The organism is Corynebacterium sp. HMSC14B06 (assembly GCF_001807075.1).
GTDB classification, from domain to species: Bacteria; Actinomycetota; Actinomycetes; order Mycobacteriales; family Mycobacteriaceae; genus Corynebacterium; species Corynebacterium jeikeium_D.
In genome coordinates, this window is record NZ_KV787396.1 from 143,535 (window position 1) to 169,853 (window position 26,319).

The 26,319-nt window shown below is 59.5% G+C and carries 22 protein-coding genes; 13 read left to right on the forward strand and 9 right to left on the reverse strand.

Annotated elements, in window-relative coordinates:
* Nucleotides 1–44 precede the first annotated feature (44 nt).
* From pgi to HMPREF3130_RS09260, 5 genes are all read left to right on the forward strand, one after another.
* Entirely contained in the window at nt 45–1,682 is a 1,638-nt protein-coding gene (gene pgi, locus HMPREF3130_RS09240) for a glucose-6-phosphate isomerase (protein ID WP_016422160.1), read from the forward strand.
* A gap of 168 nt (nt 1,683–1,850) precedes the next feature.
* Nucleotides 1,851–2,606 carry a 3'(2'),5'-bisphosphate nucleotidase CysQ gene (locus HMPREF3130_RS09245; protein ID WP_049190299.1) on the forward strand — a complete coding sequence of 252 codons (756 nt, stop codon included), beginning with the start codon at nt 1,851–1,853 and terminating at the stop codon, nt 2,604–2,606.
* 16 nt (nt 2,607–2,622) lie between these two features.
* A complete protein-coding gene (locus HMPREF3130_RS09250; protein WP_016422158.1) occupies nt 2,623–3,459 on the forward strand; it encodes a thymidylate synthase in 837 nt (278 codons plus the stop codon).
* 23 nt (nt 3,460–3,482) lie between these two features.
* Nucleotides 3,483–4,013 (forward strand): dihydrofolate reductase, encoded by a 531-nt coding sequence (locus HMPREF3130_RS09255; protein WP_070429818.1) that lies wholly within the window; start codon nt 3,483–3,485, stop codon nt 4,011–4,013.
* Nucleotides 4,014–4,113: 100 nt separating this feature from the next.
* Entirely contained in the window at nt 4,114–4,392 is a 279-nt protein-coding gene (locus tag HMPREF3130_RS09260) for a mycoredoxin (RefSeq protein WP_049190305.1), read from the forward strand.
* 98 nt (nt 4,393–4,490) lie between these two features.
* On the opposite strand, the gene HMPREF3130_RS09265 is transcribed toward HMPREF3130_RS09260, so the two are convergent.
* Nucleotides 4,491–5,900 (reverse strand): NAD(P)H-quinone dehydrogenase, encoded by a 1,410-nt coding sequence (locus HMPREF3130_RS09265; RefSeq protein ID WP_016422155.1) that lies wholly within the window; start codon nt 5,898–5,900, stop codon nt 4,491–4,493.
* A 75-nt stretch (nt 5,901–5,975) separates the two neighbouring features.
* Nucleotides 5,976–7,202, reverse strand: a complete 1,227-nt coding sequence (locus HMPREF3130_RS09270) for a M20 family metallopeptidase (protein WP_016422154.1) — start codon at nt 7,200–7,202, stop codon at nt 5,976–5,978.
* Nucleotides 7,203–7,398: 196 nt separating this feature from the next.
* On the opposite strand from HMPREF3130_RS09270, the gene HMPREF3130_RS11280 reads away from it, so the two are divergent.
* Complete coding sequence (locus HMPREF3130_RS11280; protein ID WP_141698028.1) at nt 7,399–8,082, forward strand: hypothetical protein; 684 nt, start codon at nt 7,399–7,401, stop codon at nt 8,080–8,082.
* Between the two features lie 9 nt (nt 8,083–8,091).
* Here HMPREF3130_RS11280 and upp read toward each other — a convergent pair whose 3' ends face one another.
* Entirely contained in the window at nt 8,092–8,727 is a 636-nt protein-coding gene (gene upp, locus HMPREF3130_RS09285) for a uracil phosphoribosyltransferase (RefSeq protein WP_049171962.1), read from the reverse strand.
* Between the two features lie 261 nt (nt 8,728–8,988).
* Here upp and HMPREF3130_RS09290 point away from each other — a divergent pair, with 261 nt between their 5' ends.
* The 3 genes from HMPREF3130_RS09290 to HMPREF3130_RS09300 all read left to right on the forward strand — a co-directional run bounded on the left by HMPREF3130_RS09290 (nt 8,989) and on the right by HMPREF3130_RS09300 (nt 11,810).
* Nucleotides 8,989–9,393 (forward strand): hypothetical protein, encoded by a 405-nt coding sequence (locus tag HMPREF3130_RS09290; RefSeq protein WP_070429820.1) that lies wholly within the window; start codon nt 8,989–8,991, stop codon nt 9,391–9,393.
* A complete protein-coding gene (locus HMPREF3130_RS09295) occupies nt 9,393–10,436 on the forward strand; it encodes a C40 family peptidase (protein ID WP_070429887.1) in 1,044 nt (347 codons plus the stop codon). Before HMPREF3130_RS09290 ends, HMPREF3130_RS09295 begins: the two co-directional genes overlap by 1 nt.
* 132 nt (nt 10,437–10,568) lie before the next feature.
* A complete protein-coding gene (locus HMPREF3130_RS09300) occupies nt 10,569–11,810 on the forward strand; it encodes a hypothetical protein (protein ID WP_016422149.1) in 1,242 nt (413 codons plus the stop codon).
* A gap of 29 nt (nt 11,811–11,839) precedes the next feature.
* On the opposite strand, the gene HMPREF3130_RS09305 is transcribed toward HMPREF3130_RS09300, so the two are convergent.
* Nucleotides 11,840–13,069, reverse strand: coding sequence for an adenosine deaminase (locus HMPREF3130_RS09305; protein ID WP_016422148.1), 1,230 nt, complete (start codon nt 13,067–13,069; stop codon nt 11,840–11,842).
* A gap of 156 nt (nt 13,070–13,225) precedes the next feature.
* Here HMPREF3130_RS09305 and HMPREF3130_RS09310 point away from each other — a divergent pair, with 156 nt between their 5' ends.
* A complete protein-coding gene (locus HMPREF3130_RS09310) occupies nt 13,226–14,476 on the forward strand; it encodes a D-alanyl-D-alanine carboxypeptidase family protein (protein ID WP_210387128.1) in 1,251 nt (416 codons plus the stop codon).
* On the opposite strand, the gene HMPREF3130_RS09315 is transcribed toward HMPREF3130_RS09310, so the two are convergent.
* The 3 genes from HMPREF3130_RS09315 to HMPREF3130_RS09325 all read right to left on the reverse strand — a co-directional run bounded on the left by HMPREF3130_RS09315 (nt 14,477) and on the right by HMPREF3130_RS09325 (nt 17,148).
* Nucleotides 14,477–15,502, reverse strand: a complete 1,026-nt coding sequence (locus tag HMPREF3130_RS09315) for a YhjD/YihY/BrkB family envelope integrity protein (RefSeq protein WP_016422146.1) — start codon at nt 15,500–15,502, stop codon at nt 14,477–14,479.
* Between the two features lie 62 nt (nt 15,503–15,564).
* Complete coding sequence (gene trpS, locus HMPREF3130_RS09320; RefSeq protein WP_049171954.1) at nt 15,565–16,620, reverse strand: tryptophan--tRNA ligase; 1,056 nt, start codon at nt 16,618–16,620, stop codon at nt 15,565–15,567.
* A 96-nt stretch (nt 16,621–16,716) separates the two neighbouring features.
* Nucleotides 16,717–17,148, reverse strand: a complete 432-nt coding sequence (locus HMPREF3130_RS09325; RefSeq protein WP_016422144.1) for a hypothetical protein — start codon at nt 17,146–17,148, stop codon at nt 16,717–16,719.
* Nucleotides 17,149–17,338: 190 nt separating this feature from the next.
* Here HMPREF3130_RS09325 and HMPREF3130_RS09330 point away from each other — a divergent pair, with 190 nt between their 5' ends.
* A complete protein-coding gene (locus tag HMPREF3130_RS09330; RefSeq protein WP_070429821.1) occupies nt 17,339–20,026 on the forward strand; it encodes a DUF6541 family protein in 2,688 nt (895 codons plus the stop codon).
* Nucleotides 20,027–20,054: 28 nt separating this feature from the next.
* Here HMPREF3130_RS09330 and HMPREF3130_RS09335 read toward each other — a convergent pair whose 3' ends face one another.
* Nucleotides 20,055–21,011 carry an exodeoxyribonuclease III gene (locus HMPREF3130_RS09335; RefSeq protein WP_016422142.1) on the reverse strand — a complete coding sequence of 319 codons (957 nt, stop codon included), beginning with the start codon at nt 21,009–21,011 and terminating at the stop codon, nt 20,055–20,057.
* Between the two features lie 43 nt (nt 21,012–21,054).
* Nucleotides 21,055–22,365, reverse strand: a complete 1,311-nt coding sequence (locus HMPREF3130_RS09340) for an MFS transporter (protein ID WP_016422141.1) — start codon at nt 22,363–22,365, stop codon at nt 21,055–21,057.
* A gap of 396 nt (nt 22,366–22,761) precedes the next feature.
* On the opposite strand from HMPREF3130_RS09340, the gene HMPREF3130_RS09345 reads away from it, so the two are divergent.
* Together HMPREF3130_RS09345 and HMPREF3130_RS09350 are read left to right on the forward strand one after the other, a co-directional pair.
* Nucleotides 22,762–23,751, forward strand: a complete 990-nt coding sequence (locus tag HMPREF3130_RS09345) for a molecular chaperone DnaJ (RefSeq protein WP_070429822.1) — start codon at nt 22,762–22,764, stop codon at nt 23,749–23,751.
* 265 nt (nt 23,752–24,016) lie between these two features.
* On the forward strand, nt 24,017–26,239 hold the full coding sequence (locus tag HMPREF3130_RS09350) for an NADP-dependent isocitrate dehydrogenase (protein WP_049190323.1): 2,223 nt from the start codon (nt 24,017–24,019) through the stop codon (nt 26,237–26,239).
* Nucleotides 26,240–26,319: the final 80 nt, after the last annotated feature.

Genomic DNA, 26,319 nt, shown 5'->3' on the forward strand with positions numbered 1-26,319 from the left:
GGAGGTATAAAGTGCATTTCGTCAAAACTCACCTGGGAGCAGGAATGACTGTAGATATCACCGCAACCGAACAGTGGGCTCAGCTGGCTAAGCGCGTGGACAATGTTCGCGCCACCTCGCTGCGTGAGCTTTTCGCCAATGAAGATGGCCGCACTGAGAAGCTGACTTTCGATGCGGGCACTCTCCACGTTGACCTTTCCAAGAACTTGATGTGCCTCGACGGTTTTGCCGAGCTGGTTGAGCTCGCTCGCGCCGCTGGCATCGAAGAAGCACGCGAGAAGATGTTCCGCGGTGACAAGATCAACACCACTGAAAACCGCTCCGTGCTGCACACAGCGCTGCGCCTGCCAGCAGAGGAAAATCTGACCGTCGGCGACCAGGATGTTGCTGCCGACGTGCATGAGGTGCTCGGCCGCATGCGCGACTTTGCTCGCAGCCTCCGCAGTGGAGACTGGCTGGGATACACGGGTCACACTATTAAGACTGTGGTCAACATCGGCATCGGTGGCTCCGACTTGGGCCCGGCAATGGTGACCAAGGCGCTGCGCACCTACGCCACTGCCGGCATTGATGCCCGCTTTGTCTCTAACGTTGACCCATCTGATCTACATGCGGTTCTGGATGAGGTCGATCCGGAGTCCACGCTGTTTATCGTCGCTTCCAAGACCTTCACCACGCAGGAGACGCTCTCCAACGCTCACGCAGCTCGCCGCTGGCTTATCCAGCAGCTGGGTAGCGAAGATGCCGTCGCCAAGCACTTCGTCGCCGTTTCCACGAATGCCGAAAAGGTCGCCGAATTCGGCATCGACACTGAGAACATGTTTGGCTTCTGGGACTGGGTCGGCGGCCGCTACTCCGTCGACTCCGCCATCGGCCTGTCCATCATGGCCGTCGTTGGTCCGATGGACTTCATGCGCTTCCTGCAGGGCTTCCGCGCAATGGATGAGCACTTCCTCAACGCTCCGCTGGAGCAGAACGTGCCGGTACTGATGGGCATGCTGAATGTCTGGTACTCAAACTTCCTCGACGCTCAGTCGCATGCCGTGCTGCCCTACTCTGAAGATCTCTCTCGCTTCCCGGCGTACCTTCAGCAGCTCACCATGGAATCGAACGGTAAGTCCGTGCGTACCGACGGCAAGAGGGTGGACTACAACACCGGAGAAATCTTCTGGGGTGAGCCGGGAACGAACGGCCAGCACGCTTTCTTCCAGCTCCTTCACCAGGGAACTCGCCTAGTTCCGGCTGACTTCATCGGCTTTGCCCGTCCACGCCAGGATCTGCCGACGGCTTCCGGCGAAGGTTCTATGCACGACCTACTGATGAGTAACTTCTTCGCACAGACCAAGGTGCTGGCCTTCGGTAAGACCGCAGAAGAAATTCGCGCAGAGGGCGTTGCCGAGGAACTCGTAGAGCACAAGGTCATGCCAGGTAACCGTCCGACCACGACCATCATGGCCGAGGAACTGACCCCGGACGCTGTCGGTGCGCTGATTGCACTCTACGAGCACATCACCTTCGTCGAGGGCATTGTTTGGGGCCTGAACTCCTTCGACCAGTGGGGCGTCGAGCTGGGCAAGCAGCAGGCTGGCGACCTGTTGCCTGCAGTTACCGGTGAAGTGGCGCCTAATTCTGGCGACGCTTCTACCGATGCGCTGCTGACGTGGTACCGCGACAAGCGCTAACGTCTTTTAGCCAATTGGCCTAGATAGCTAAGAGTCCGCCTTCGGCTTGAACTGATTCTCGCTGCGGGCGGACTTTTGTTATTTATATGGCCACTCGGTTGCGGTGAGGATGGGGCGCGGCATCCCGTCGTAAAGCGGGGTCGGGAAAAAGCGAATAGTATCTAAGTCATGTCTGCCTACATTGAAGATGATGTTCTTGCCTATCGACTTGCCGTGGGCGCCAGTGAAATTCTCAAGGGTGTCCGCAACGTAGGCCTGCTGCGTGGCCGCATTCTGGGAGATGCCGGCGACGCACTGGCACAGGAGTGGATTGCCCGCGTACTAGAGCAGCACCGTCCGGACGACGGACTGCTGTCGGAGGAAGCCGCGGATAACCGTGAGCGCCTGGACTCAAAGCGGGTGTGGATTATTGACCCACTCGATGGCACGCGTGAGTTCGCTTCGGGGCGCCAGGACTGGGCAGTTCATGTCGCTCTAGTAGAGGACGGTCAGCCGACCCACGCTGCTGTTGGTCTGCCGGATCACGGCCAGGTTTTCCACACGGGTGAGGCCAAGGCTGTGCAGGGGCCGCGTGCGGGCAAGATTGTCGTATCGCGTACTCGCCCACCGGCTGTGGCGAAGTACGTCGCTGACAAGCTAGGCATGGAGCTGGTGGAGATGGGCTCCGCTGGTGCGAAGGCAATGCACGTGCTGCTCGGTGACTACGACGCCTACATCCACGACGGTGGTCAGTACGAGTGGGACTCGGCAGCGCCGGTTGGTGTCGCTAAGTCCGCAGGGCTTTTTGTCAGCCGCCTAGACGGCTCCGCGCCGACCTACAATAATGTCGATACTTTCCTGCCGGATATGCTGTTCTGCCGACCGGACCTGTCGGAGGAGATTCTGGCACTGGTGAAGGAATTCAAGGATCAAGAGCAGAAGTAGGTAAGCTAGGGCGGCTATGACCGACTCCACTGACATCACGACACAGGCTCATCAGGGCATTAAGACTCCGTACGAGGATTTGCTACGCGAAATTCTCGCTGACGGAGCAGCTAAATCAGACCGCACTGGCACGGGCACTCGCTCAGTGTTCGGCCGCCAGCTGCGCTTTGATCTGAGCGAGGGCTTCCCACTGATCACCACTAAGAAGGTGCACCTGAAGTCCATCGTGTACGAGCTGTTGTGGTTCCTCCGCGGCGATTCAAACGTCCGGTGGCTCCAGGATCATGGGGTGACTATTTGGGACGAGTGGGCAGACGACAACGGCGACCTCGGTCCGGTCTATGGCGTGCAGTGGCGCTCTTGGCCCACTCCAGATGGGCACCACATCGATCAGATCGCACAAGCGCTGGAGACTCTGAAGTCCAACCCGGATAGCCGCCGCAACATTGTCAGCGCCTGGAATGTCTCCGAGATTTCCAATATGGCGCTGCCGCCGTGCCATCTGCTGTTCCAGTTCTACGTCGCAGATGGCAAGCTCAGCTGCCAGCTCTACCAGCGCAGCGCGGACATGTTCCTAGGCGTGCCGTTTAACATCGCTTCCTATGCACTGTTGACGCACATGATGGCGCAGCAGGCGGGCTTGGATGTTGGTGAGTTCATCTGGACCGGTGGCGATTGCCACATCTACGACAACCACATTGAACAGTGCGAACTGCAGGTCTCCCGTGAGCCACGCCCCTACCCCACGCTGAAGCTTCAGAAGGCCGACAGCATTTTCGACTACGCTTACGAGGACATTGAGGTCATCGGCTACGACCCGCATCCTCTGATTCGCGGTCAGGTGGCTGTCTAAGTCAGCGAAAGGTGAGTGTCGACATGAACGAGTCCACCGCTTCCACCAGCGCAAGGCCCCCATTTGTAGGGATGATTTGGGCGCAGTCTCGGGCCGGCATTATCGGCGACGGTGCGACTATGCCCTGGCATCTGCCTGAAGATCTTCAGCATTTCAAAACAACAACGATGGGCGCACCGGTCATCATGGGGCGTCGCACGTGGGACTCGCTGAATCCCAAGTTCCGACCACTCCCCGGTCGTCGAAACATCGTCCTTTCACGCTCCGTGTCCGATTTCCCCGGCGCCGAGTCCGCAACCAGCCTCGAAGCCGCGCTCGCCGCCGTCGCCGACGCGCCCGCGGCTTGGATTATCGGAGGCGGGCGTGTCTATCGCGATGCACTTTCGCTTGCCGACGAATGCGTGGTCACTGACATTGATACTGATGTCAACGTCCCAGTACCGGTCATGGCTCCCGACCTCTACGACTGGGTTCGCGTCGAGGATGGCCCGTGGCAGACGTCAACAACCGGCCTACGCTACCGCTTCTGCACGTGGCGGCGACTAGAGGATTAGCGCTTGGAAGCCTGTCTCGCAAGGCTCTGAGGCGGGACTACTGCCCGGCGAACGTATTGCGCAATGGAATATCGGCCTTGGTCCGCGCGTTGACCTAAGTATGACTGATGTGAAGACTCCACAGACCACCGAACACGTGACCATTTACGCTGCAGCCTGGTGTCCTTTCTGCCAGAACCTTATTGCTGGCCTGAAGGAAAACGGCACTCCGTTTGAGGCCTGGGATGTCGAAAAGCACGACGACATTTCGAAGTGGGTTGAGTCCGTCAATGATGGCAACCGCGTTGTTCCGACCGTGCTGTACTCCGATGGCGTGCACGCCACGAATCCGTCGGTTGAGGAAGTCACCGCTAAGTACGCTGAACTCTCCAGCAAGTAATTAAAAAGCTAAGTAATTAAAAAGCCGAGCCCCACTTCCGGGGTTCGGCTTTTTATGTATGAATACGACCGGTCATGTTGCCAGTCGCGATACCAGCATTAGTCCAGATCGTCGTGTGCCATCAGCTGACGAGCAGCCTCAGTAATCGAGCCAGACAGTGACGGGTAGACAGAGAAGGAGCTTGCCAGGTCATCGACGGTGAGCTGGTTGGAAACACATACCGCAATTGGCAGAATCAGCTCCGAGGCGGTCGGAGCGACCACCACACCACCGATAATCATGCCGGAGTTCTTACGGCAGAACAGCTTGACAAAACCGTGGCGCAGCGAGCGCATCTTCGCACGCGGGTTACCTGCCAGTGGGAAAACCTCAACGCGAGCGGAGACCTCACCGGACTCAATCTGAGCCTGGGAAACACCGACAGTCGCAATCTCCGGGCGGGTGAACACTGCCGATGAAACAGTGCGCAGGCGAATCGGAGATACGCCTTCACCGAGGGCGTGGTACATCGCAATACGGCCCTGCATAGCTGCAACCGAAGCCAGCGGGAACAAGTCAGTGCAGTCACCGGCAGCGTAGATACCCGGCACGTTGGTACGGGAAACACGGTCAACGTGAATATGGCCAGACGGAGTCAGTTTTACGCCGCTGGCTTCCAGTCCCATATCCGCGGTGTTAGGAATCGAACCGACGGTCATCAACGCGTGGGAACCGAAGACCTCACGGCCGTCGGAAGTGACGACGCGAACGCCGCCGTCCTCCGTGCGTTCGACAAGATCACAGCGGGCGTTCTTAACAACGTCCACACCGCGCTCCAGTAGGACTTCCTCCAGGGCATCTGCAGCGTCGGCATCCTCGTGCGGCAGGATGCGATCACGCGAGGCGACCATGGTGACCTTCACACCCAGCTCGGTGAACGAGGATACGAACTCAGCACCAGTCACACCGGAACCGACCACAATGAGGTGCTCCGGCAGCTCCTCCAGTTCGTAGACCTGACGCCAGGTCAGAATACGGTCACCATCAGGAATCGCACCCGGCAGAATGCGCGGGGACGCACCGGTGCTGACCAGCACCAGGTCGGCTTCAAGAGTGACCTCGCCGCCCTCGAGCAAGTCGACGGTGACGTAGTGAGTTACACGGCCCGGGTCGTGGTCATCGAGGCGACCGCGGCCCTGCAGCATCTTGATGCCCTCACGCTCCATCTGCGCGCGAACATCGTCGGACTGCTGCTGAGCCAGGCGCTTAACGCGCTCGTTGACCGCAGTGAAGTCGATTTTGCGCTGGGAAAAGTCCGGACGCAGACCCATCTCGTCCGCACGACGCATATCGGTACGAACGCCCGTCGCCGCGATGAAGGCCTTAGAGGGAACGCAATCCCACAGGACGGAAGAACCGCCCATCCCGGCATCCTCAACCACAGTGACTTCAGCACCGTACTTGGCGCCAACCAGCGCTGCTTCGTAGCCGGCTGGGCCGCCGCCAATGATTACGATCCTCTGTGCCACAAATCCTCCAAAGTTGCCGTGGATATCACAATGTAACTACCGCGGGAGGCATTTTCCCCGCTTTGCCCCCATAGTCTAACGGACAGTCATGGTTGACTGCGCGCCGTCCTCATAGCGAGCAACAATGCCAGCGAAGAGTTTCACACCAACGCCCAGGCAACGCTCGTCCACGATTAGGTCATCTCGGTGCAAATCGTGCTTGTCGCCGCGGCCGGACCAGCAGCCCAAGCGGGCCATCGCGCCCGGGACGTGCTCGAGATACCAACCGAAGTCCTCGCCACCGGACGACTGTGGGGCCTGAATGACAGCATTCTCGTCCACTCGTCGCACTGCTTCCGCAATCAGGGCGGTGCAGTATTCGTCGTTAAGCACAGGCGGCACGCCACGCTCGTAATTGATGGTGCACTCGGCGCCGGTCGGAGCGAGGACTTGTTCAATGAGTTCGCGGACCAGTGGATCGATGTCGCGCCAGGTCTTGATGTCCGCGGTGCGCAGGGTGCCGCTGACGCTGCCTTCCGACGGAATCGCGTTGTGCGCATACCCGGAGTGCACGGAACCGAACGTGAGCACGGTGCCGGTGCGCGGGTCGACGCGTCGCGACAGTAATCCGGGCAAATCGACAATCAATTTGCCCAGTGCATAGACAACATCGGCTGTCATCTGCGGACGGGAGGTATGCCCGCCCGGGCCATGCACCTGAATCTCCAGCGTGTCGGCCGCAGAGGTGATGGCACCTGTTCGAACGCCGACGTGACCTACGCGCAGCTTCGGCTCACAATGGACGGCAAAAATACGCTCAACGCCATTGAGCGCACCGGCAGCGATAACCTCGGGTGCACCGCCAACCATGACCTCCTCGGCGGGTTGGAAAATGAAACGCAGCGGCGTCGGCAACGTGTGCTTTTCGTGGTACTCAGCCATAGCCAGTGCCGTCGCGAGCGTGATCGCGGTGTGGAAATCATGCCCGCAGGCATGCATGACGCCGTCATTGGTGCTGGCAAACTCCAGCCCCGTGCTCTCTGTAATTGGAAGCGCGTCGATATCACCGCGGAAAGCGAGACGTCCCGGGAGTTCACCTCCGGCTTCGCTACCGGCGAGTTCGTCTTCACCAATGTCGACCATCAGGCCGGTGTTGGGAAACAGCACTGGTTTCAGCCCTGCAGCACGCAGCTTCTCCTCCACAAAAGCCGTGGTGGCGTGCTCCATGTGAGATAGCTCTGGGTGCGCATGAAGATGCCGCCGCCACTCGAGAATCTCGTTCGCGTGCTCGGCCCACCAGTGCTTAATAAACTCCTCAATCACAACTCTCCAGTGTAAGCGCTCCACCGGCAGGCCGTAACAAGAGGCCTACCGACGACTGCGCCAGCGACAGCAGTGGCCGGCAAGCGCTTGAATGTCGGCGCCAGACGTACGCATGACCAGGAGTCACTTCTTTAACTTTGACCTCTTCAATTATCAGATGTTTCACATTTTGAGGAAGTCTGCGATGATAATAGGCATGTCCGGCAATGGCACACCTAAGTCTCTCAGCATCCCCATCATCATCGTGGCCACCGCACTCGTGGTCGTCATCGGCATCGCCATCGGCCTGTCGCTGAACAATAGTGATGAGCCCCAGCGTCCGGAGGTCCCCTCCTCCTCGCAGCCGACGTCGCCCAGTTCGACACCGCCGTCCTCGACGAGTTCGACTTCTACGAGCAAGACGACCACCACGACCACAACTACGTCGAAGTCCTCCGAGACGTCGTCAAGCACGCCGAGCACTTCGACATCGTCCTCGTCGTCGACGCCGAGCACCACGTCTTCGCCATCCACGACGACGAGCTCTGAGCCGACAACAGCTCCGGAGGGACAGGACTTCGGCACTGGCCGCTCCGACTTGGACGGCCTGGGCTTCGTGGGCAGCTCCGCACGCTGCGACAACGGTGACCGCGCCTTTGCTGTTATCGCCGCTGAACAGGGAATTAAGGCTGCTGCTTGTGAGACGCGCTCCGGCGAGAAGTACTACCGCTCGGATACACCACAGGGTTCCGGATCGATGGACATCATCGTCGATGAGGGCGACCGCGTTGTTGCACAAAACGGCTCGTACAAGTACCAGATGTCCCCCGACGGAGTTCTTGTGACCAAGGACAACGAGGTCGTCAAGAAGTACGCGGCAGAAGCCTGGGGAACTGCCTAAGAGATTAATTTAAAGATCAATGTTGCGGGGACCGTAGAGACGGTCGCCCGCATCTCCCAACCCCGGCACAATGTAGGCATCCTCGTTAAGATCCGGGTCCACCACAGTGGTGACAAGACGCACCGGGAAACCGGATTCCTTCAAGGCGTCGACACCCTGCTGTGCAGAAATGATGCACACGGCCGTGATGTTGTCCGCTCCGCGATCCGCCAACAGCTTCAGGGCATGCAGCAGTGAACCGCCGGTTGCCAGCATCGGGTCGACCAGGAAGACAGTGCGCCCGGACAGATCCTCCGGCAGCGCCTCGAGGTACGGCACCGGCTCATGAGTTTCCTCATTACGAGCCAAGCCAATAAAGCCCACCTGCGCATCCGGAATCATCGACAGCGACGGATCGATCATGCCAAGCCCCGCACGAATGACGGGAACAATAATCGGCGGATCCTGCAGACGGTAACCCGGCGCGGTAGTGATTGGGGTCTGAACATCGAAGTTATCGACGGGCAGCTCCCGGCTTGCCTCGTAAATCAGCATTGCGCCCAGATCGGCGAGTGCCGCACGGAAGCCCGCGTTATCAGTGCGCGCGTCGCGCAGAATGGTCAAACGTGACTGTGCCAAGGGATGGTTGACAACGGTAATCTCCATGCCTTCCAAAATACATTGCTTTGCTTTTGCCGCTCTGGTGCCGGCATCGCAAGTTTCTGAAAACGCGTTCCCAAAAAAGATGGAACCGAATCGGCCTTTTTCGCGCCTAACAATACGAGGGCTTTTTACTGCGCCCCATTTGCGTAAGCCCGCTTACTACCAAACCACTTGCCGCTCAGCCGCCGTCCGAACCCCGCTAGCCGTTCAGCCACAGCACTGAGTGTTGAACCACACGCGAATTTCCTAGAGAGGCCGTCAACATTGTCCCGTCCATCACCACACAGTTCCCACAGCCAATCGTTTCTCTCTCCGACCACTAGCGGGAATGACTCAGTCTTTACGCTGGCGCCAGAGCTTATTTCTGCCGATGCCACGCGCCTTGACGCGTTGTCGCAGCAGGTCAGCGGCGCTGACTTGGGCATCAGCGCACTGCTCTCGCTTGGCGACGTCCCGTTTGCTGGGCCCTTCTGTCACGCTGCAGCCACTGCTCTACAGCGCCAGCATGAGCATGTAGCTGAGCTGAATGAGTACGGCACCAGCGCTGCTCGTGCACTGAACGCTCTTGTCTCTGCGGTGTCCACTGCTGAAGATGCCGGCGCATATGCGCTGCAGTCCATCTCACCGAAAATGGGAGCCGTTGCAACTCGCGGAATGGGCGGTGCGTGATGCTTCCCACCAATCTACTTACGGAGGTCCCCACCGCGATTGCACAACAGCTAAGTCCTGCCATCGCACCCGCACTGGCAGGACTTGCTGGGGCCGCAATACCCGCCGCGAGTACCGCCTGGCGCTCAGTGGCAGATTCCGTTGACCGCAACTGGGGCGATGGTGCTGGTTCCGGAGCAGGGGCCGCGGGAACAAGTCTCAAACGGGCTGCAAATGCGGCAGCCGACTTGGAAACTCGCGCCGGAACCATTGACAGTGACATTGCCAAGGGGCTGGCCGCAGTAATGTCAGCGGCCACTGATTTGGCCCGGATTGCCATGGATTTTGTCACTTCCGCCATGGGCTCGTTGACTGCGACGGCTGCGGGGCCCGCTGGTCTCGCCGCGACCGGCGCCAGCCTAGCCTCAGCGGCCAGTTCCGCGATCTCCCAGGCCATTGCGCGGCTCATGAAACTAGAGCAAGAACTGCGACCTCTGGTGCAGTCGCTGATACAGCAAGCGAGTACCGCGGTGGACACCCCTACCCCACCTCACTCGGCACAGTTGGAGGCCCCAGGTATCACTCAAGCCGCCCTCGCTTCTACGTCTACGAACACCCCAGGATCGGCTAGCGCTACCGACGCTGCAGATGGTTCGGAGGCGTCGTCCGATTCGGGCAGCGCGCCGGTACCTGCGGATGCTGGAGCTGGCGCGCCCACACCAGAGGCCCAAGCTGCGGTGAAGGCTGCACTCAGTGCCGTCGGAACGCCCTATGGTTGGGGCGGAAATACTCCGGGGCAGGCGCTCGATTGTTCAGGCTTAACGCACTGGGCCTACGGGCAAGCTGGTGTTGATATTCCCCGCACGGCAGAAGCACAGGCCGTCGGCAGACAGGTGAGCCAGGATGAACTGCTACCTGGCGATCTTGCAGTGTGGGACGGCCATGTCGCCATGGTTATCGGTGACGGAAAGATGGTCGAAGCGGGCGATCCGGTGCAGGTAAACCCCGTGCGTACGACCAACATCGGCATGCCGTTTAAGGGGTTCTACCGTCCGACCGGATAGTGCGGTGGGTATCTGCGTCGTAAAACTTCTAAGATAGGAATACGCAAACTTGCCACCCGTGGGGGCGCTGCAGGTATGACAATTTTTGAGTTTTAATAATCACCGACAAGCAGAAGGGCTGCGACGAAAACTATGGCCAGGAAAGGCATCGTTCCTATCGAACTCGAGCTGACCTCGGGCACCTTTTACACGTTGTGGGCTCCAAGCTGGCGTGAGGGTGGCTCCGAGTGGCAGGCTCTGCTCGGCCGCGGTGATGACATCTATTTGTTCTCATCGGCGGCAAAGCTCCTGGCTTTCCTACAGTCGGATGCTCCTCACGACTTCACGCAGCACCCCAGCTGGCGCAACTTCAACCAGCAGCTACCGGGAGCTGCCATCGCGGCGCCACGCCACCGCTATGACCTGATTGGGCTGCCAGAGATTCTGGCCGGCCGGGCCGACTACGACCATGTTTCGCGCGCAGATCGCATTCTTGCCATCACTCGCTCGATTGGTGCAATCGCGGATCTCACTCCAATCAACCAGATGTTCGCCTCTCACTCTGTCCTGGCTGCCACACAAAATGGTGCTGATCACTTCCAGGGCAGTGGCGCCGCTCAGTGGTCGGCTATCGGCAATGTCATCTTGACCAACTGGGACAATTGCATTGACGCTATCGACGCCATCGGCGCAAATACTCCGAGCATCGATGAAGAGTCTGAAACCGCTGCTGCAGCCGCATTAAAGGAAGCGGAGGCCGCGGAGCGTGAGCGTCGTGAAGCAGCGGAGAAGAAGCGCGAAGAGGAAAAGAAGTCCGCAGAGGAGACCGCCGGCGATCCGTACGACCAGACGGTGTGGGCCAACGCTGGCATCGACCCGATCAAGATCTCCATCGCTGGCCGCACGCTCTACACCTTGCGTTGTTACATGGGGCGTCGCCCGCTATTCCTGGGCAGCGCCGGTGAGATTCACACGTTCTCACAGCCCCGCACGATGGTGCGTTGGCTGCTGGAGCACAAGCATCACGACATGTCGGCGCTGACGACGTGGGATGAAATCATCACCGCGGCCAACGCAGGTGAACTGGAGGCCGTAGTGCACGAGGACAATGAGTACTCGTTTACCGGTCTGGCCGAGGACATTGAAAAGGGCCCGAACGCCGTGGACACCGCCCAGCTCGCCCGCGCGTACGAGCTACTCGCAGACGCCGCTGACTGGGCTGGAGATGATGCCGTGAACGAGGTACTGGCGGGCAACCAGCAGCTGCAGTGGCTGCTGAACTTCCTGCTGGACACCGGAGAAATGTCCGAGCCAGTTCCGCCTTACGACGATGAGGCCGAGGGCTGGAGGCAGCTGGAGAAGGACTTGGCCGCTCGGTTCACGACCAAGATCTAGCTCCTCCCAGCAAAGCTGGCCGGCGCTGGCTAGTCCAGCGTCAGGTTCAGCTCATCTTCGGCACCGAAACCCGCACCGTTGACATCAGTTTCGATGTCCTCGTCGCTGTTGTCGATAAGCTGCAGGTAAGCGGGGTAAATAATGGTGTCCATGATGTGCTCGCGGGTCGGCAGATCCACGAATGCATTGTTTAGCGCATTCGAGGTCAGTTCGAACAGCTCGCTGTAGCCGTAACCGAAGTTCTCCACCAACTCCATGCACTCCCGGGTCATGGAAGTCGCACCAATCAGACGGTTATCCGTGTTGACCGTGCAGGCGAAACTCATATCGTCGAGAAGCGAGAACGGGTGATCCGCAACACTGTCACAGACACCAGTCTGAACGTTGGAGGTCGGGCAGATTTCCAGCGGAATCTGGCGGTCACGAATAGCGGAGGCAACCTCCTGGCATTCGATGCCCTCGAGGGAAGCACCGAAGTCCTCGTAGATGCGCACGCCGTGACCCAGGCGGCGAGCACCTTGCACGACAGCGTCCTGCAACGAATCCACACCGGCGTCTTCACCTGCGTGAATGGTGACCGGAATGAGGTTTTCCCGCAGCATGGTGAATGCTTCGGCATGGTTAGCCGGTGGGAAGCCGTTTTCCGGTCCAGCGATGTCAAAACCGACAACGTACCCGTCGGAGTTCTTCCCGTAGTTGTCGATGACCAGCTGTGCGACTTCCTTGGAATTGTCATTCTGGCGCATCGCACAGACCAGCAGACGTGCGGTGATGTGCTTTCCCTCAGCGGCGGCATGGGCTTCACCCTGCGCCAGGCCTTCGACCAGCGCGTCGATGACAGCCTGCATATCCAGGCCCTTTTCCAAATGGTTTTCCGGAGCCAGGCGCAGCTCAGCGTAGACGACGTTGTCGGCGGCCAGATCCTCGACGGCCTCACGCGCCACGCGCGTCAGCGACTCAGCGGTCTGCATGACGGCGCAGGTGTGCGCGAAGGCGGTCAGGTAGCTCGGCAACGAGCCAGAGTTGCCGGTATCAATGAACCACTTCTCCAGTTCATCCACGTCGGTGGTGGGCAACTGATCGGTGTAACCGCAGTCCGCGGCCAGGTCGATAACGGTCTGCGGGCGCAGGCCGCCATCGAGGTGATCGTGAAGCAGTACCTTGGGCAGGCTGGCGACAACCTTGCGCATCTCATCGAGATTCGATGCCGAAGACTGTGTGTCCAGAGACTGAGCATCACTGTGCAAAGAATTAGTCATAATGGCCAGACTATCGGTACTGTGCCCTCCGCTTCTACTTCACTGCCGGTGAATCGTAATTCTGCTTTGTACAAAGGCTTCCGCTCCCCCGTTTTCCCCCATCCACACACGACGAATACGTCATTTCGGGTGACGTTTTACTACCCTTATCTCATCATGTTTCCCTCTCGCCGCTTCTCATCTGCCGTTACGCTGCTAGCTACCAGCGCTCTGCTTCTGCCGAGCACCGCCCCCGCAGCCATGGCGCAGAGCACCTCGCTTACCGACGACGCCCCGATTGTCGGTCCCACACCTGATATCCGTGACACGGAGGGCTGCCCCTACAAGACCTTTCCACCAGCACCAGTGGATTCCTCTGAGGTTCCGGCTCCCGGCGAAACATCTCCCGCTCCACTTCCGGTTCCTCAAAAGCCGGCTGGAGGTAGCAAGATGTCCGCCTGCGGCATTGTCAGCGGTGAGGGGTTTGACGTTCCGAAGGACCTCTCCGCCTCTGCATGGACGGTGTTCGATTTGAAATCCGGCGATGTCCTTGCGGCGAAGGACCCGCACGGCCGCTACCGTCCGGCATCAATTATTAAGGTGCTGCTGGCGATGGAGGCAATCGAGAATTTGAAGCTCGACACCCCAGTCAAGGCGACCTTCGAGGACGCGAACATGGAGGGCTCTCGTGTCGGCATCGTCGAGGACGTGAACTACTCGGTAGAAACGCTCCTGACTGGTCTGTTGCTTAACTCCGGCAACGACACCGGCCACGCCTTGGCTCGCGAACTTGGTGGCATGGATAAGACCACAGAGAAGGTCAATGCCCTGGCAAAGAAGTTGGGGGCGACGGATACGCGAGTGGTCAACCCGACTGGTCTCGATGCTCCGGGACAGATGACGTCGGCATACGACATGTCACTGTTCTTCCAGCACGCATTCAACAATGAGATTTATCGCAAGCTCTCGGCCACCCGCCTGGCCACCATCCCCGGAGACAAGGCTCTCGAGGTCGATGACTTCGAAATCGCCAACGACAATCAGCTGATTGCCCAGGACTACCCCGGCGCCCTTGGAGGCAAGACCGGTTTTACCGACGATGCCCGTCATACCTTCGCTGGGGTGGCTGAGCGCGATGGCCGTCGTCTCGGCGTCATCGTTCTCGACGTCACTGTGGAGGATTCACCGCGCCCCTGGGAGCAGGCGGCATCGCTTCTCGACGCCGGCTTCGCGGCACCGCAGGACAGCTCTGTCGGTGTCCTCGAAGCGGAAGCGACTGAGGATAAGTTGGTAGAAAAATTGCCCGATATCCTGGACAACGAGTCAACAGGAACCGGGCTAAAAATTACTGTCAGCGCTGCCATCGTAGGTGTCATCGCATTGATTGCGATGGTCACCTACCGCTTCGGCAGACGCGATCGCGGCTAATTATTTCGAACCGAGCAGGCGGTTCAATCCGGACGGGTTGGCCGCTTCCGCACGGACGTTAATGACAGCAGGAGCAGGTGCATCCAGCTCCTCGTCGGCAAGCGCTTCTTCGGTCGTCGCGGTCCAGGCAGTGGCATACATAGTTATGCGCCAGATGAGGTAGAAAACGACCATCAAACCGATGACCGGACCGAAAACTGCACCGGCCGGGTTCGACAGGGCGTTGGAGAAGAAAACGCTACCGAGCTGCTTGACAACCTCAAGGCCAATCGCACCGATAATCGCACCCTTTGCCGCAGAGCGGAACGGGGCGCCCCCGCGCGGCAGGAAAGCGAGCATCCAGAAGAACAGCAGCCAGTTGGCAACGAGACCAATGGCGATGGCAATCAATCCCGCAATAATTGTGATTCCCGGGACATGAGCCAGACCAATCTTGTCCAGCAGGGACTGGGTCAGTCCGGAAGAGCCGGCTGCGGTGACAGCGAAGGTCAGCAGGATCATAACCAGCATGCCCAGCAGACGCAGCAGGTCGCGAACCTTTCCCACCACGAAGTTGCTAGCGCCCAGCGGGCGCTTCCACAGCTGTGTCACTGCGTTGGAGAGGTTGCCCATCCAACCAAGACCCGACCACAGGGTGGCAATGAAACCGACGGTGAAGACGCCACCTGCCTGATCGATCGCGCCTTCGATAATTGCGTTGATGGTGTCGCCCATCGACCCATCGATGGAGTCGGTGATAGCGGACTGGATTTGCTCAAGCAGCTGCTCATTGCCACGCAGCACAAGCGCGAGGATGGCAAATGCCGTCATGATTAGGGGGAAAATCGACAGCACGGAGAAGTACGTGACAGCGGCGGCAAAAAAGTTACCGCCCTGCTCGGAGTAGCGCTCCTGCATCCGCATAACGTGATCGAACCACGCCCACTTTTCGCGGAGGCGGTCGATTGCGCTCGGTTCATCGGCGTGTACACGCTCGATGCCATAGCGGTCCGTTCTCTTCGGATCTTTTTGAGTAGAGGTTGCCATGTCCCCTACCTTAACGTGCCAGCTTTCGGTACGGAGACTGAAGCGCAGAGTCTACAGCTGAATTAACGGTTGGCGGCCTTCAGGAACCCGACTCGCTCGTACACATCTGCAAGTGTCTTGGCGGCAACTTCACGGGCACGGTCAGCGCCTTCGGCCAGGATCCGTTCCAACTCACCACGATCGGCCATGAGCTCCTCATAGCGTGCACGCAGTGGCGTGGTGAATGCCTCCAGCGCATCTGCGGTATCAGCCTTCAGCTGGCCGTAGCCAGCGCCTTCGTAGCCGGCAACGAGCTCGTCGACAGGCTTGTCGGTCAACGCCGACTGAATGACCAGCAGGTTGGAAACGCCCGGCTTGTTCTCACGGTCGAAGCGGATCTCTCCGTCATTGTCGGTAACGGCCGAGCGAATGCGCTTGGCGGAGACCTTCGGGTCGTCCAAGAGGTTAATAATGCCCTTCGGATTTGCACCCGACTTGCTCATCTTCGAGGTCGGATCCTGCAAGTCGTAAATTTTCGCGGAGCCTTCCATGATGTGTGGATCCGGCACCACGAAGGTCTTCTTGTAGCGGGAGTTGAAGCGCTGCGCCAGGTTACGCGTCAGTTCGAGGTGCTGGCGCTGATCCTCCCCCACCGGCACCAGCTGTGGGCGGTAGAGCAAGATGTCGGCAGCCATCAACATGGGGTACGCGAACAAACCAGCGGAGGTATGTTCCGCGCCCTGACGAGAGGACTTGTCCTTGAACTGCGTCATACGGCTGGCTTCACCAAAGCCAGTCAAGCAGGTCAACACCCATCCGAGCTCCGCGTGCTCGGGCACATGCGACTGCACGAAGAGCACCGACTTCTCCGGATCAATACCGAGTGCAATCAGCTGTGCGGCACCTGCGATAGTGCGCTGACGCAGCTCCTTCGGATTCTGCTCGACAGTGATGGCGTGCAGGTCTGGAATGAAGTAGTAAGCGTCGAAGTCATCCTGCAGATTAATCCAGTTCTTCAATGCACCCAGGTAGTTGCCCAGGTGGTAGGAATCTGCGGTCGGCTGAATGCCGGACAGAACGCGCTGCTTACGAGCACTCGGTGCAGGATTAGTTGCCTCAGGACCCTTGCTTTCACTCATAGCCAATAAGTCTAGCGCGAGGCCCGCAGTTGAGAGTCGACGACGTACCCGTTTCGACAACACCACGGGCTTTTGCAGGAAACCGACTGCCAAAAGCTAGCCCCGACGCCCCTCGTCCCCCTGCTCCACAAGCATTCGATCGGATAGCAATTTGACGGTGCGCGCCGCAGCGGCTGGCGATTCCTCGGGGTACAGTGCGCGCACCAACGTGATCGCTGGGCGAATGCCGTGTTCAGAGAGAACACGGCGAACACGCTCACGCTCCCCCTGGGTCAACTCGAGCGGGGCTACGGGTGGCCTACGGGTGTAGGACACGACCATCACGGCTCCCAGCAGAACAATGAGTCCGAGGGAAATCCACAGTGGCCACGCGTAGGCAAAAGACAGCACGATAAACGCAACAATGACACCGGAAGTCACGACCACTGGGACATTGACAGCAGTGCCAGGGTCGTTCTGCAGACTCCGTGCGATGGCTTCCAAATCGGCCATCTGGTGCCGCTTGTTATCGCTCTCGCCGTTTTTCACTGGGGATGTCCTCTCCTTTCCTGGTCCGCACCGAGCTCGCTTCAAGTCCCGCGCAGATTCGCGCTTGGGTTTTACAGCGGCTGAAGTCCCATCAGTCCTTCTTCAAATCTTAGGCGCTCGCGTCCCAAGTGCCGAACTAACCCACAGGTATTATTGGACTAATTCAATTCTCTTATCCGTCAGGAGTCCCATGCTCGCTGCCATTGCGGTTGCCGTCTTCATCCTGCTGGTCCCAGGCGCAGTTCTCGGTTGGGCCAGTGGGCTACGTCCCACGCTCGCGTTGGCATCTGCCGGCCCATTAATGCTGGGTGTGACCGGTTTTTCCGCATGGTTGTCTCACGCGCTCGGGCTGGATTACACCTGGCTCTTCGTGGCCGGCATGTGGGCATGGTTCTGTGCTATTGGCTATCTGGTGCGCAGATTCGTCCCCCGAGCAACGCCCGAAGACGGCTTCGATTCCGGCGTTGTCACCGCGATGATTGTCGTCGGAGTTACGGTAGTCGGCTCGATGCGCGCCATGCTCGTGCTTAACGACGTCCCTGGCGGCCCCGGCGCTATCCGCGAAGCCTGGGACATGCTCTGGCATACCAACTTCCTCCGGTTCATTGACGAGCATGCAATAGCCTCGCCCACCGCGGCCGGTGACCTGATGAATCAGGAGACCGGGGCCGAAATGTTCTACCCCACCGGCTGGCATGCCATGGCGGGGCTGCTGCCCGGCTCGGTCTTCCTCGATTCCAACGTGTTTGCGTTCTTGGCCCCGGCGCTGCTTGTTCCCGCAGCAACTGCGGTGCTAGCCCGCACCGCAGTTGGTCCTAAGTGGGCGGCCTATGCCGGTCCCGCAGCTGCCGTCGCGACGCTGATGCTTCCGGAGATTTGGGTGGCCCTTTGGCGCACCTCCTCCATGCCGTATCTGCTCGCGGTGGCCGCTTTGCCGATTGCTGCGGCTTTGACCATGCGGGGCTATATTGTCCCCGCTGCGCTTGCCCTGGTCGGCACGTTTATCACCCACCCGGCCGGCGCAATTGCTGCCGTGCTCTTTGTTGGCTTGTGGTTGATTACCCAACCGAGCGTCAGTGGCCTAGTTCGCACGCTAATTATCGGCGCGCTCGCCCTGGTGATGACTCTCCCGGCAGCTTTGTCCGCGAGGGGGCAAGGCGAATCCGTTGCGGGTTTTACCGGCCAAATTGAGATTTCCCGCTCCGAATCACTGTGGCGAACTCTGATTGGGTTTTCCCGCTATGCTGACGAGCCCATCTTTTCCCGGACTGTTCTGGTTCTTGTGCTCATCGGCCTGGTGGTGGCGCTTGTCTCTCGCCTGCCAGACAGCCCATGGGCTCCGTGGCCGGCACTGGTTTTCGGGCTGCTCTTTGTGGTGTCCGATAGTGCGCAGTCCCGTTGGTCTGAGCCGTTCGGCACCTATCTGAAGTTTATTGGCACTTTCTTCTACGACATGCCGTACCGCATGCAGGCGGTTATGGGAATTCTGCGCGCAGTGCTGGTCGGCTACGCAGTCGCGGCTGCCGTTGTCGGGATTGTGGCTGCGGCGCAGTGGATCGTCGCAAAGCGAGATCAGCCGACCAAGTCGTGGAATCCTGCGCTGGCGATGGGGCTCGTAGCGGCACTGGCGATTGTGCCTGCGACCTGGGCGAGTGGGCCTGCTCAGCGCGAGGCAATTCGCCAGAGTTTCGGAAGCACGTTTGTGACCGCTGCGGACATGGAAGCTATTGATTGGCTGTCCGCACAGCCGCATGCGTTTGAGGGGCATATTCTCAATGACCGTCGTGACGGTTCTGCGTGGATGTATGCCATCGCCGGACTGCCGACCCTGTTCCGCCATTTCTCCTTCTCTGACAAAACTGCCGAGGCGAGCAACAAGCTGCCGATAAACGTTGACCTGCTGGGCTCACATCCGGAATTCGATGCCATGGCGAAGAAATTGGGAGTGCACTACATCATTAGTTCCCCGCCGGGTGTGAACACGGATGGCACGGAGGCGCTGTCGATGCGTTCCTGGGCATGGCACGCGCCGGGGCTCACGCCTGTGTATCACGACAGTTCGGTGATGATTTTCGCGGTCAACAAGATGTTTTCACCGGAAGAGTTGCACGCTGTTGTCAACAGTTCCCCACACCGCCCGGCGCGCCCCAATCCGCTGTGGATGCCTCCGCGCCAGCCAATCGTCCCCTCCCCCGACGAGGCTGTCGATCCGCTCGCCGGCGCGCACATCACCGTCGACTCCCGCCGCGAGGCCATCGAGGCTATCAACGCCGACCTGCCTCGCGCGCTGCGTTTGAGTGGGGATACTTCCGCTCACATCGACAGCATCGTGCAACGCGCCAGCGACAAGCTCCGTCAGCGCGGCGCAATCGTTGGCGCACATTCGCTTGCCGACGACACGGCGAGCGCAGCCACCGTAATCGTCGGTCGCTCATCAGAGGGCCAGACTCTTTCTGGGGATAACATCGGCGATCGTGGCTTTTCGGTATCCGCTGTGGTGAAGTCTCTCGAACCTGAGGACGATGCTCCTGCCGATTGGCAGTTGCCGGCGGGTGTGCGCGACGGAATGGTGTACCGAGGTTTCAATCCGCACAGCAGTTACAGCACAAACGGGGTGCCAACCGAGTTTCGCACCGGCCTGGCGCCGGCAGTGGCGGTGCACCAGAGTTCGCGGCCGCATGCGCCGACAATTGCGCTATCGCTGGGAGCGGTGGGCGCTGAAAAACTCACCCGCGATTTGGCCGACCCCGCTATGCAGGACAAATGGGCCGACGCCATCGTTGACGGCATCGCCTCCATGTTGCGGCAGAACCGGCATCTCGTAACTGCTCCCGAGCCTGAGATAATCCCAGAGTTCGCTGACGTCGGAGCACACTAGTCCGCTCGGGGTTAGGCGTATGCCGGGTTTAGGCGTACTCCACGATCACCGGCGCGTGGTCCGTCCAGCGAAGGTCGTAGGCGGCAGGCTTATCCACTACCGAGCTGACAGCACGCTTGAGCATTGGTTCGGTTACCGCCTGGTAGTCGATCCGCCAGCCGGCATCGGTATCGAACGCCTTACCGCGGTAGGTCCACCAGGACCAGGGACCGTCGGCCTCTGGGTGCAGACGGCGAGTGACATCAAACCACACCGGATCTGCATTGAGCTTCGGGGCCTCCCACACAGAACCATCGGAGAAGGCACCGGATTCCAGCTCCTTGTCGCTGGCCTGTACCTGCGAATCCTGGGGAACCTCATCGGGCCAGCAGCCGAAGACCGAGTCCATCCAGGCACGCTCCTGCGGTAGGAAACCGCTCTTGCGGCGGTTGGTCTTCCAGTTCTTCAAATCCTGTTCGCGGTGGCAGATGTTCCAGTCGCCGCCGATGACTGCGTGGTGACCGTCGCGCCCCTTGGCACCCAGTTCGGCCAGGTAGTCGGAGAAGGCATCGAGGAAGCGGTACTTCTCATCCTGCTTCTCGCTCAGGGCGGCACCAGAGGGCAGGTAGAGGCTGGCAATCTGGACATCCACATCCAGGCCGGTGTCCGCTGCCGGGGCAACACCACTGATAAACCGACCGGATTCTTCGAACTCCTCGGAGCCGATGCCCACCTGGACGTCGTTAAGCGGAAAGCGCGAGAGAATGCCCACGCCGGCGCGCCCCTTGGCACCCAGGTTTTCAGCACCGACCCAATGCCATCCGGCATCGAAAGCGGGCGCGAGGGCCTTGCGTGCCTGGTCGTCGGTGGCGCGGACTTCCTGCAGCAAAACGACATCGGAACTGGTGTGCTTCAGCCACTCCAGCAATCCCAGATTGGTTTCGCTGCGCTCCTTGACGGCGGCGCGGATGCCGTTGACATTGATTGTCGCGATTGTAAGGCTCATGCCCTCATACGTTACCTATGCGTGCACTACGCCTTGAAGACCCCTAGCGCAGTTCGATGCGCTCGGCCTTCTTCGCCTGTGAGCGGCGGTAAAGAACAATGGTCGGCAGAGCGATGAAGATAGCCAACATCGCCAACGTCGCGCCGCCCAAAGCCGGTGCGCGGTAGCCATAACCGGACGCAATGACCCAACCACCGAGCGCCGCTCCGAATGCGTTGGCCATGTTCAATGCGGCCTGGTTGAGAGCTGCCGCCAGCGTCTGTGCGCGACCGGCGACATCCATCAGACGGGTCTGCAGATTAGGCACCAATACCGATCCCAGCAGACCGATAAGGAGGAAGTTGATCGTGCCCAGCACAGCATTCTGTGAGGTGAAGTAGAAGACGCTGAGCATGATTACCATCAGCACCAGCGCAACCATGATGCCCCACTCCCCGATGCGGTCGGAGAGCCAGCCACCGATGTAAGTACCGACAACCATGCCGATGCCGTAGGCCATCAGCACAATCCAGATGTGGTTTTCGCTCATGCCCGCTTCGCGAGTCATAGTCCAGGTGATGTAGGTGTAAACCGCGAACATGCCGCCGAAACCAACGGTGCCAATCGCGACGGTCAGCAGCACCTGCGGTGTCACCAGAGCCGAGAGCTCATCCATCGGACGTGTCTTCGGCATGCGGTTCATATGCGGCACGGCGAACCACAGCGAAACAAATGCAATCAGCCCGATGACCGCGACAAACGCGAAGGCGCTGCGCCAACCGTAAATCTGTCCCAGCACCTGCGCGGCCGGCACACCAATCACAGTCGCCACCGACAACCCCACGCCCGACAGAGCCACCATCTTGCCGCGCTGTCCCGGCTTAGCCAGGGAGGCCGCCACCAGCGCCGCCACCGAGAAATACGCGCCGTGCGGCAGACCGGCAATGAAGCGCGAGACCATGACTGCTTCGAAAGAGCCCAGTGTGCCTGCCCAAACCGTGGCACCATTGCCGATGGTAAATGCCGCCATCAGCAGCAGGAGCATGCGCCTGCGCGGAATCGAGCCGGTCAGCACGGTAATTAGGGGTGCGCCCACGACAACACCGAGTGCGTACATCGAAATCATGCGCCCTGCGGCATCCTCATCACGTCCGAAGGCATCAGCGATGTAAGGCAGCAGGCCCATGGCCACAAACTCGGTAACGCCGATGCCGAATGCACCGACCGACAGAGCCACAATCACCAAGATTCGGCGTAGATCAGAGATGTCGTCCTGCACCGGAACAGGACGGCGATGCGAGCTAAACGCTCCCGCACGACGCGCACGCGGTTTGTGGTCGTCGTTGTGGGTTGTTACTTCGCTTGACGACGTCATTGCGACCGTCTCCTTTTCTCTTCTTACGCCAGTTGGTGGACTCTCAGTTCCCCTCGACTTTCGACCCAAGACGGGCTCGCAAAACCGTGAGGGGAGCCGCAAGGGAAAAATGAGACTCTACTCCGCAACACAAAAATTTCGCTATTTAATCCGCCTGTTCCCCGGGTATTTGTGCGCGGAATAACATCTGCGGCCATTAGTGGAAGTCGCTCACTCAAGTTCTTCCCAATGCATTTTGTAATCGGCATTGTTTGCCGAGGACTACGAATTCCCTTCGAGCGTGACGGACTTCCTACCATCGAGCGCTCCGGGTCTTCGATGCTGCCGTACTAGCTACCGGGTAAATTGTTTTAAAAGATATTTCGAACTGCAATACCGATAGGATCTTGATTCACTATGGGCGACCGCTACAACCTCTATGAGTCTCTGAAGCTGGATAGCGCAGCCAGCACCGAAGAGCTCCATGCAAATCTTTCTAATCAACTCTCCGAACTGCGAGATGCTGGAGTCTCGGAGTACTCCGGCGAGTTCCAGGAGAAGCTCACTGCGCTGCAAGTGCTTGGCGATGAGGGACGTCGTCGCGAATACGACGCTTTGCTGGCCGATGAGAACGCCACCATCACCATTGCGACGCTGCGCGGGCTGGCAAATCGCCCGGTACCCACTGCGCAGGAATCCTCGTTCCAGACGCAAACCCAGCAAGCACAGTGGTCCGCCCCAACTCAAACCAGTCCTGCGACAGTAACCACCACGGTGACCACGGATGTACCACCGCTGCCTGCAAACGCCACACTGCAGAACATGTGGCAGCGCATGCCACTCATCCCCCGAATCACTACCGGCTTGGTCAGTTTTTCAACTCTGATTGGCATCATCGCAGTTCTGTACGCAATCACGCTCGGCATCCAGGGCGCCAACGATCTCGGCAGCCTAGAGTCATCGTTGGGTGATTCTTGGGATGACATCGGCTACATTATGGGCGCTGCAGCCGCCCTCGTTCTTGTTCCAGTCCTCCTACTGATGGGAATGATGCTTGTCACCTTGACCGCATACTGGATTCACTCCATCCTCCGCGGTGAAGACTCGACGGCACCAATCTTTTTCTGCGTCACCGTGGCACCACTGGCGTTGGCTATGACCATCATCCCCCTCCTGTTCTTGAGCTCCTGGGTGGATGTAGTCCTCTTCCTCGCAGGTGCCATGCTGATCGCGGCTTGTGTTCTTATGTTCCTCAAGGACATGCGCGCATGGTTCCGCGGCCAGAAACTGGTCAGGACTACCCAGTCGGCGCCGGGGCAGGGCTATGCTCCGCAGTACCCCCAGTCTCAGAACACTCAGGGCTACCAGTTCGGCCAGAACAATCCTCCGAACAATACACAGAACTAAATAGGCTGCCCTGAACAACCGCGCCGGCGTGCACGACACCCCAGCGCGGTTTTTCGTATTTGAAGGGTTTGAGCGCGGGGGCCGTCGTAAAGCGAAAAATGGAATGAAAAGCGGCGAATAAGCGACAAATAATTGCACATTTCGTGACTTGCCTCACATAATTGCGTTATTCATATCACTATCACTGTTTTTGCGCTATGCCCCGACACAACCCAAGATTCAAAACTGGGTTATCGTGGAACAAAACAGATAGGAGACATGAATTATGGCGACAATTATTTGGACCCGTACTGACGAAGCCCCTCTGCTGGCGAGCTACTCGCTGAAGCCAATCGTGGAGGCATTTGCAAGCCAGGCTGGTGTCAATGTTGAAACCCGCGACATCTCCCTCGCAGGCCGCATTCTGGCTCAGTTCCCGGAGCGTCTTTCGGACGAGCAGAAGGTAGAGGATGCGCTGGCAGCCCTGGGCAAGCTGGTCAAGGAGCCGGACGCCAACATCATCAAGCTGCCGAATATCTCTGCATCCGTCCCGCAGATTAAGCGCGCTGTCGCAGAGCTGCAGGAAAAGGGCTATGACATTCCGAAGTACAAGTCGCAGCCGGAAGGCGAGGAAGAGACCGCCGACCGCGCCAAGTTCGACAAGGTCAAGGGCTCTGCCGTTAACCCGGTACTGCGTGAGGGCAACTCCGACCGCCGCGCTCCGGAGCCGGTGAAGAACTACGCCCGCAAGCACCCGCACCGCATGGGCGCTTGGTCCGCGGATTCCAAGACCAACGTCGCCACCATGGCCTCCAACGACTTCCGCCACAACGAGAAGTCCGTTGTCATGCCGGCCGACGACAAGCTGACTTACCAGCTCGAGGCTAACGACGGCCAGATCATCACCCTGAAGAAGGACATGCCGGTCCTCAAGGGCGAGATTATTGACGGCACGGGCATGAACGTCCACATCCTGGACAACTTCCTGCGCGCTCAGATTCGTCGCGCACAGCGCGAGAACATCCTGTTCTCCGTCCACTTGAAGGCCACCATGATGAAGGTCTCCGACCCGCTGATCTTCGGCGAGGTTGTCAAGGCCTTTCTGCCATCTGTTTTCCCGAAGTTCGAGTCCAAGCTGGCTGCCGCCAACCTGACTCCGGACAACGGCCTGGGCGCCATGCTCGATGGTCTACACAAGCTTGACGACGCTACTGCGGCGGCCGTCAAGTCCGCTATCGAGAAGGACCTGAAGGAAGGTCCGGCCCTTTACATGGTCAACTCCGATAAGGGCATCACCAACCTCCACGTTCCGTCTGACGTCATCGTTGACGCTTCCATGCCGGCCCTGATCCGCAACGGCGGCAAGGGCTGGGGTCCGGATGGTGAGGAGCGCGACACCCTCGCAGTCATCCCGGACTCCTCCTACGCAGGCGTCTACCAGGCTGTTATCGAGGACTGCCGCGCCAATGGCGCTTTCGACCCGGCCACCATGGGCTCTGTCCCGAACGTCGGCCTGATGGCTCAGAAGGCTGAGGAGTACGGCTCCCACGACAAGACTTTCCAGATTCCGGTTGACGGTGTCCTGCAGGTCATCAACTCCGCTGGCGAGGTTCTGATTGAGCACCACGTCGCCGAGGGTGACATCTGGCGCTCCTGCCAGACCAAGGACGCCCCAATCCGCGACTGGGTGAAGCTGGCCGTTAACCGCGCTCGTATCACTGGCGACCCTGCAGTGTTCTGGCTGGACCCGCAGCGTGCGCACGACAACAACCTGATCAGCAAGGTCAACGAGTACCTGGCAGACCACGACACCGAGGGTCTGGATATCCGCATCATGGATCCGGTGTCCGCTACCAAGTTCTCCCTCGAGCGCATCCGCCGCGGCGAGAACACCATTTCCGTAACCGGTAACGTTCTGCGTGACTACCTCACCGACCTGTTCCCGATCATGGAGCTGGGCACCTCCGCCAAGATGCTGTCGGTCGTGCCGCTGATGGCCGGGGGCGGCCTGTTCGAGACCGGCGCAGGCGGTTCCGCACCGAAGCACGTCCAGCAGGTTCAGGAAGAAAACCACCTGCGCTGGGACTCCCTGGGTGAGTTCCTGGCACTGGCCGAGTCCCTGCGCTACGCCGCTGAGCATGACGACGACCCACGTCCACGCGTCCTGGCTGAGGCCCTGGACAAGGCAACCGCTACCCTGCTCGACGAGGGCAAGTCGCCGTCCCGCAAGGCTGGCGAAATCGACAACCGCGGCTCCCACTTCTACCTGGCTCTCTACTGGGCACAGGAGCTGGCCAAGCAGGACGAGAACTCCGAGCTGAAGGAAGTTTTCGCACCGGTCGCTAAGGCTCTCACGGAGAAGGAAGAGTCCATCGCCAAGACCCTGATTGATGCTCAGGGTTCCCCAGCTGATCTGGGTGGCTACTTCCTGCCGGACGATGAGAAGACCTCCGCAGTTATGCGTCCGTCCGCTGAGTTCAACGAGATCATCGACGGTCTGAAGAAGTAGGACTAGCTGCTTGCTCCTGGCTGGTCTGGCTGACCTGGTTGGCCCAGGCTGGTCTAGGCCGACCTAGGCTGACCGCCGGT

Coding starts and splice junctions, on each gene's coding strand:
- HMPREF3130_RS09310 (WP_210387128.1), top strand. CDS start 13,226: ATGTTTCCCTCTCGCCGCTTCTCATCTGCCGTTACGCTGCTAGCTACC.
- HMPREF3130_RS09350 (WP_049190323.1), top strand. CDS start 24,017: ATGGCGACAATTATTTGGACCCGTACTGACGAAGCCCCTCTGCTGGCG.
- HMPREF3130_RS09255 (WP_070429818.1), top strand. CDS start 3,483: ATGAACGAGTCCACCGCTTCCACCAGCGCAAGGCCCCCATTTGTAGGG.
- trpS (WP_049171954.1), bottom strand. CDS start 16,620: ATGAGTGAAAGCAAGGGTCCTGAGGCAACTAATCCTGCACCGAGTGCT.
- HMPREF3130_RS09335 (WP_016422142.1), bottom strand. CDS start 21,011: ATGAGCCTTACAATCGCGACAATCAATGTCAACGGCATCCGCGCCGCC.
- HMPREF3130_RS09260 (WP_049190305.1), top strand. CDS start 4,114: ATGACTGATGTGAAGACTCCACAGACCACCGAACACGTGACCATTTAC.
- HMPREF3130_RS09315 (WP_016422146.1), bottom strand. CDS start 15,502: ATGGCAACCTCTACTCAAAAAGATCCGAAGAGAACGGACCGCTATGGC.
- HMPREF3130_RS09305 (WP_016422148.1), bottom strand. CDS start 13,069: ATGACTAATTCTTTGCACAGTGATGCTCAGTCTCTGGACACACAGTCT.
- HMPREF3130_RS09345 (WP_070429822.1), top strand. CDS start 22,762: ATGGGCGACCGCTACAACCTCTATGAGTCTCTGAAGCTGGATAGCGCA.
- HMPREF3130_RS09340 (WP_016422141.1), bottom strand. CDS start 22,365: ATGACGTCGTCAAGCGAAGTAACAACCCACAACGACGACCACAAACCG.
- pgi (WP_016422160.1), top strand. CDS start 45: ATGACTGTAGATATCACCGCAACCGAACAGTGGGCTCAGCTGGCTAAG.
- HMPREF3130_RS09330 (WP_070429821.1), top strand. CDS start 17,339: ATGCTCGCTGCCATTGCGGTTGCCGTCTTCATCCTGCTGGTCCCAGGC.
- HMPREF3130_RS09295 (WP_070429887.1), top strand. CDS start 9,393: ATGCTTCCCACCAATCTACTTACGGAGGTCCCCACCGCGATTGCACAA.
- HMPREF3130_RS09245 (WP_049190299.1), top strand. CDS start 1,851: ATGTCTGCCTACATTGAAGATGATGTTCTTGCCTATCGACTTGCCGTG.
- upp (WP_049171962.1), bottom strand. CDS start 8,727: ATGGAGATTACCGTTGTCAACCATCCCTTGGCACAGTCACGTTTGACC.
- HMPREF3130_RS11280 (WP_141698028.1), top strand. CDS start 7,399: ATGTCCGGCAATGGCACACCTAAGTCTCTCAGCATCCCCATCATCATC.
- HMPREF3130_RS09300 (WP_016422149.1), top strand. CDS start 10,569: ATGGCCAGGAAAGGCATCGTTCCTATCGAACTCGAGCTGACCTCGGGC.
- HMPREF3130_RS09250 (WP_016422158.1), top strand. CDS start 2,623: ATGACCGACTCCACTGACATCACGACACAGGCTCATCAGGGCATTAAG.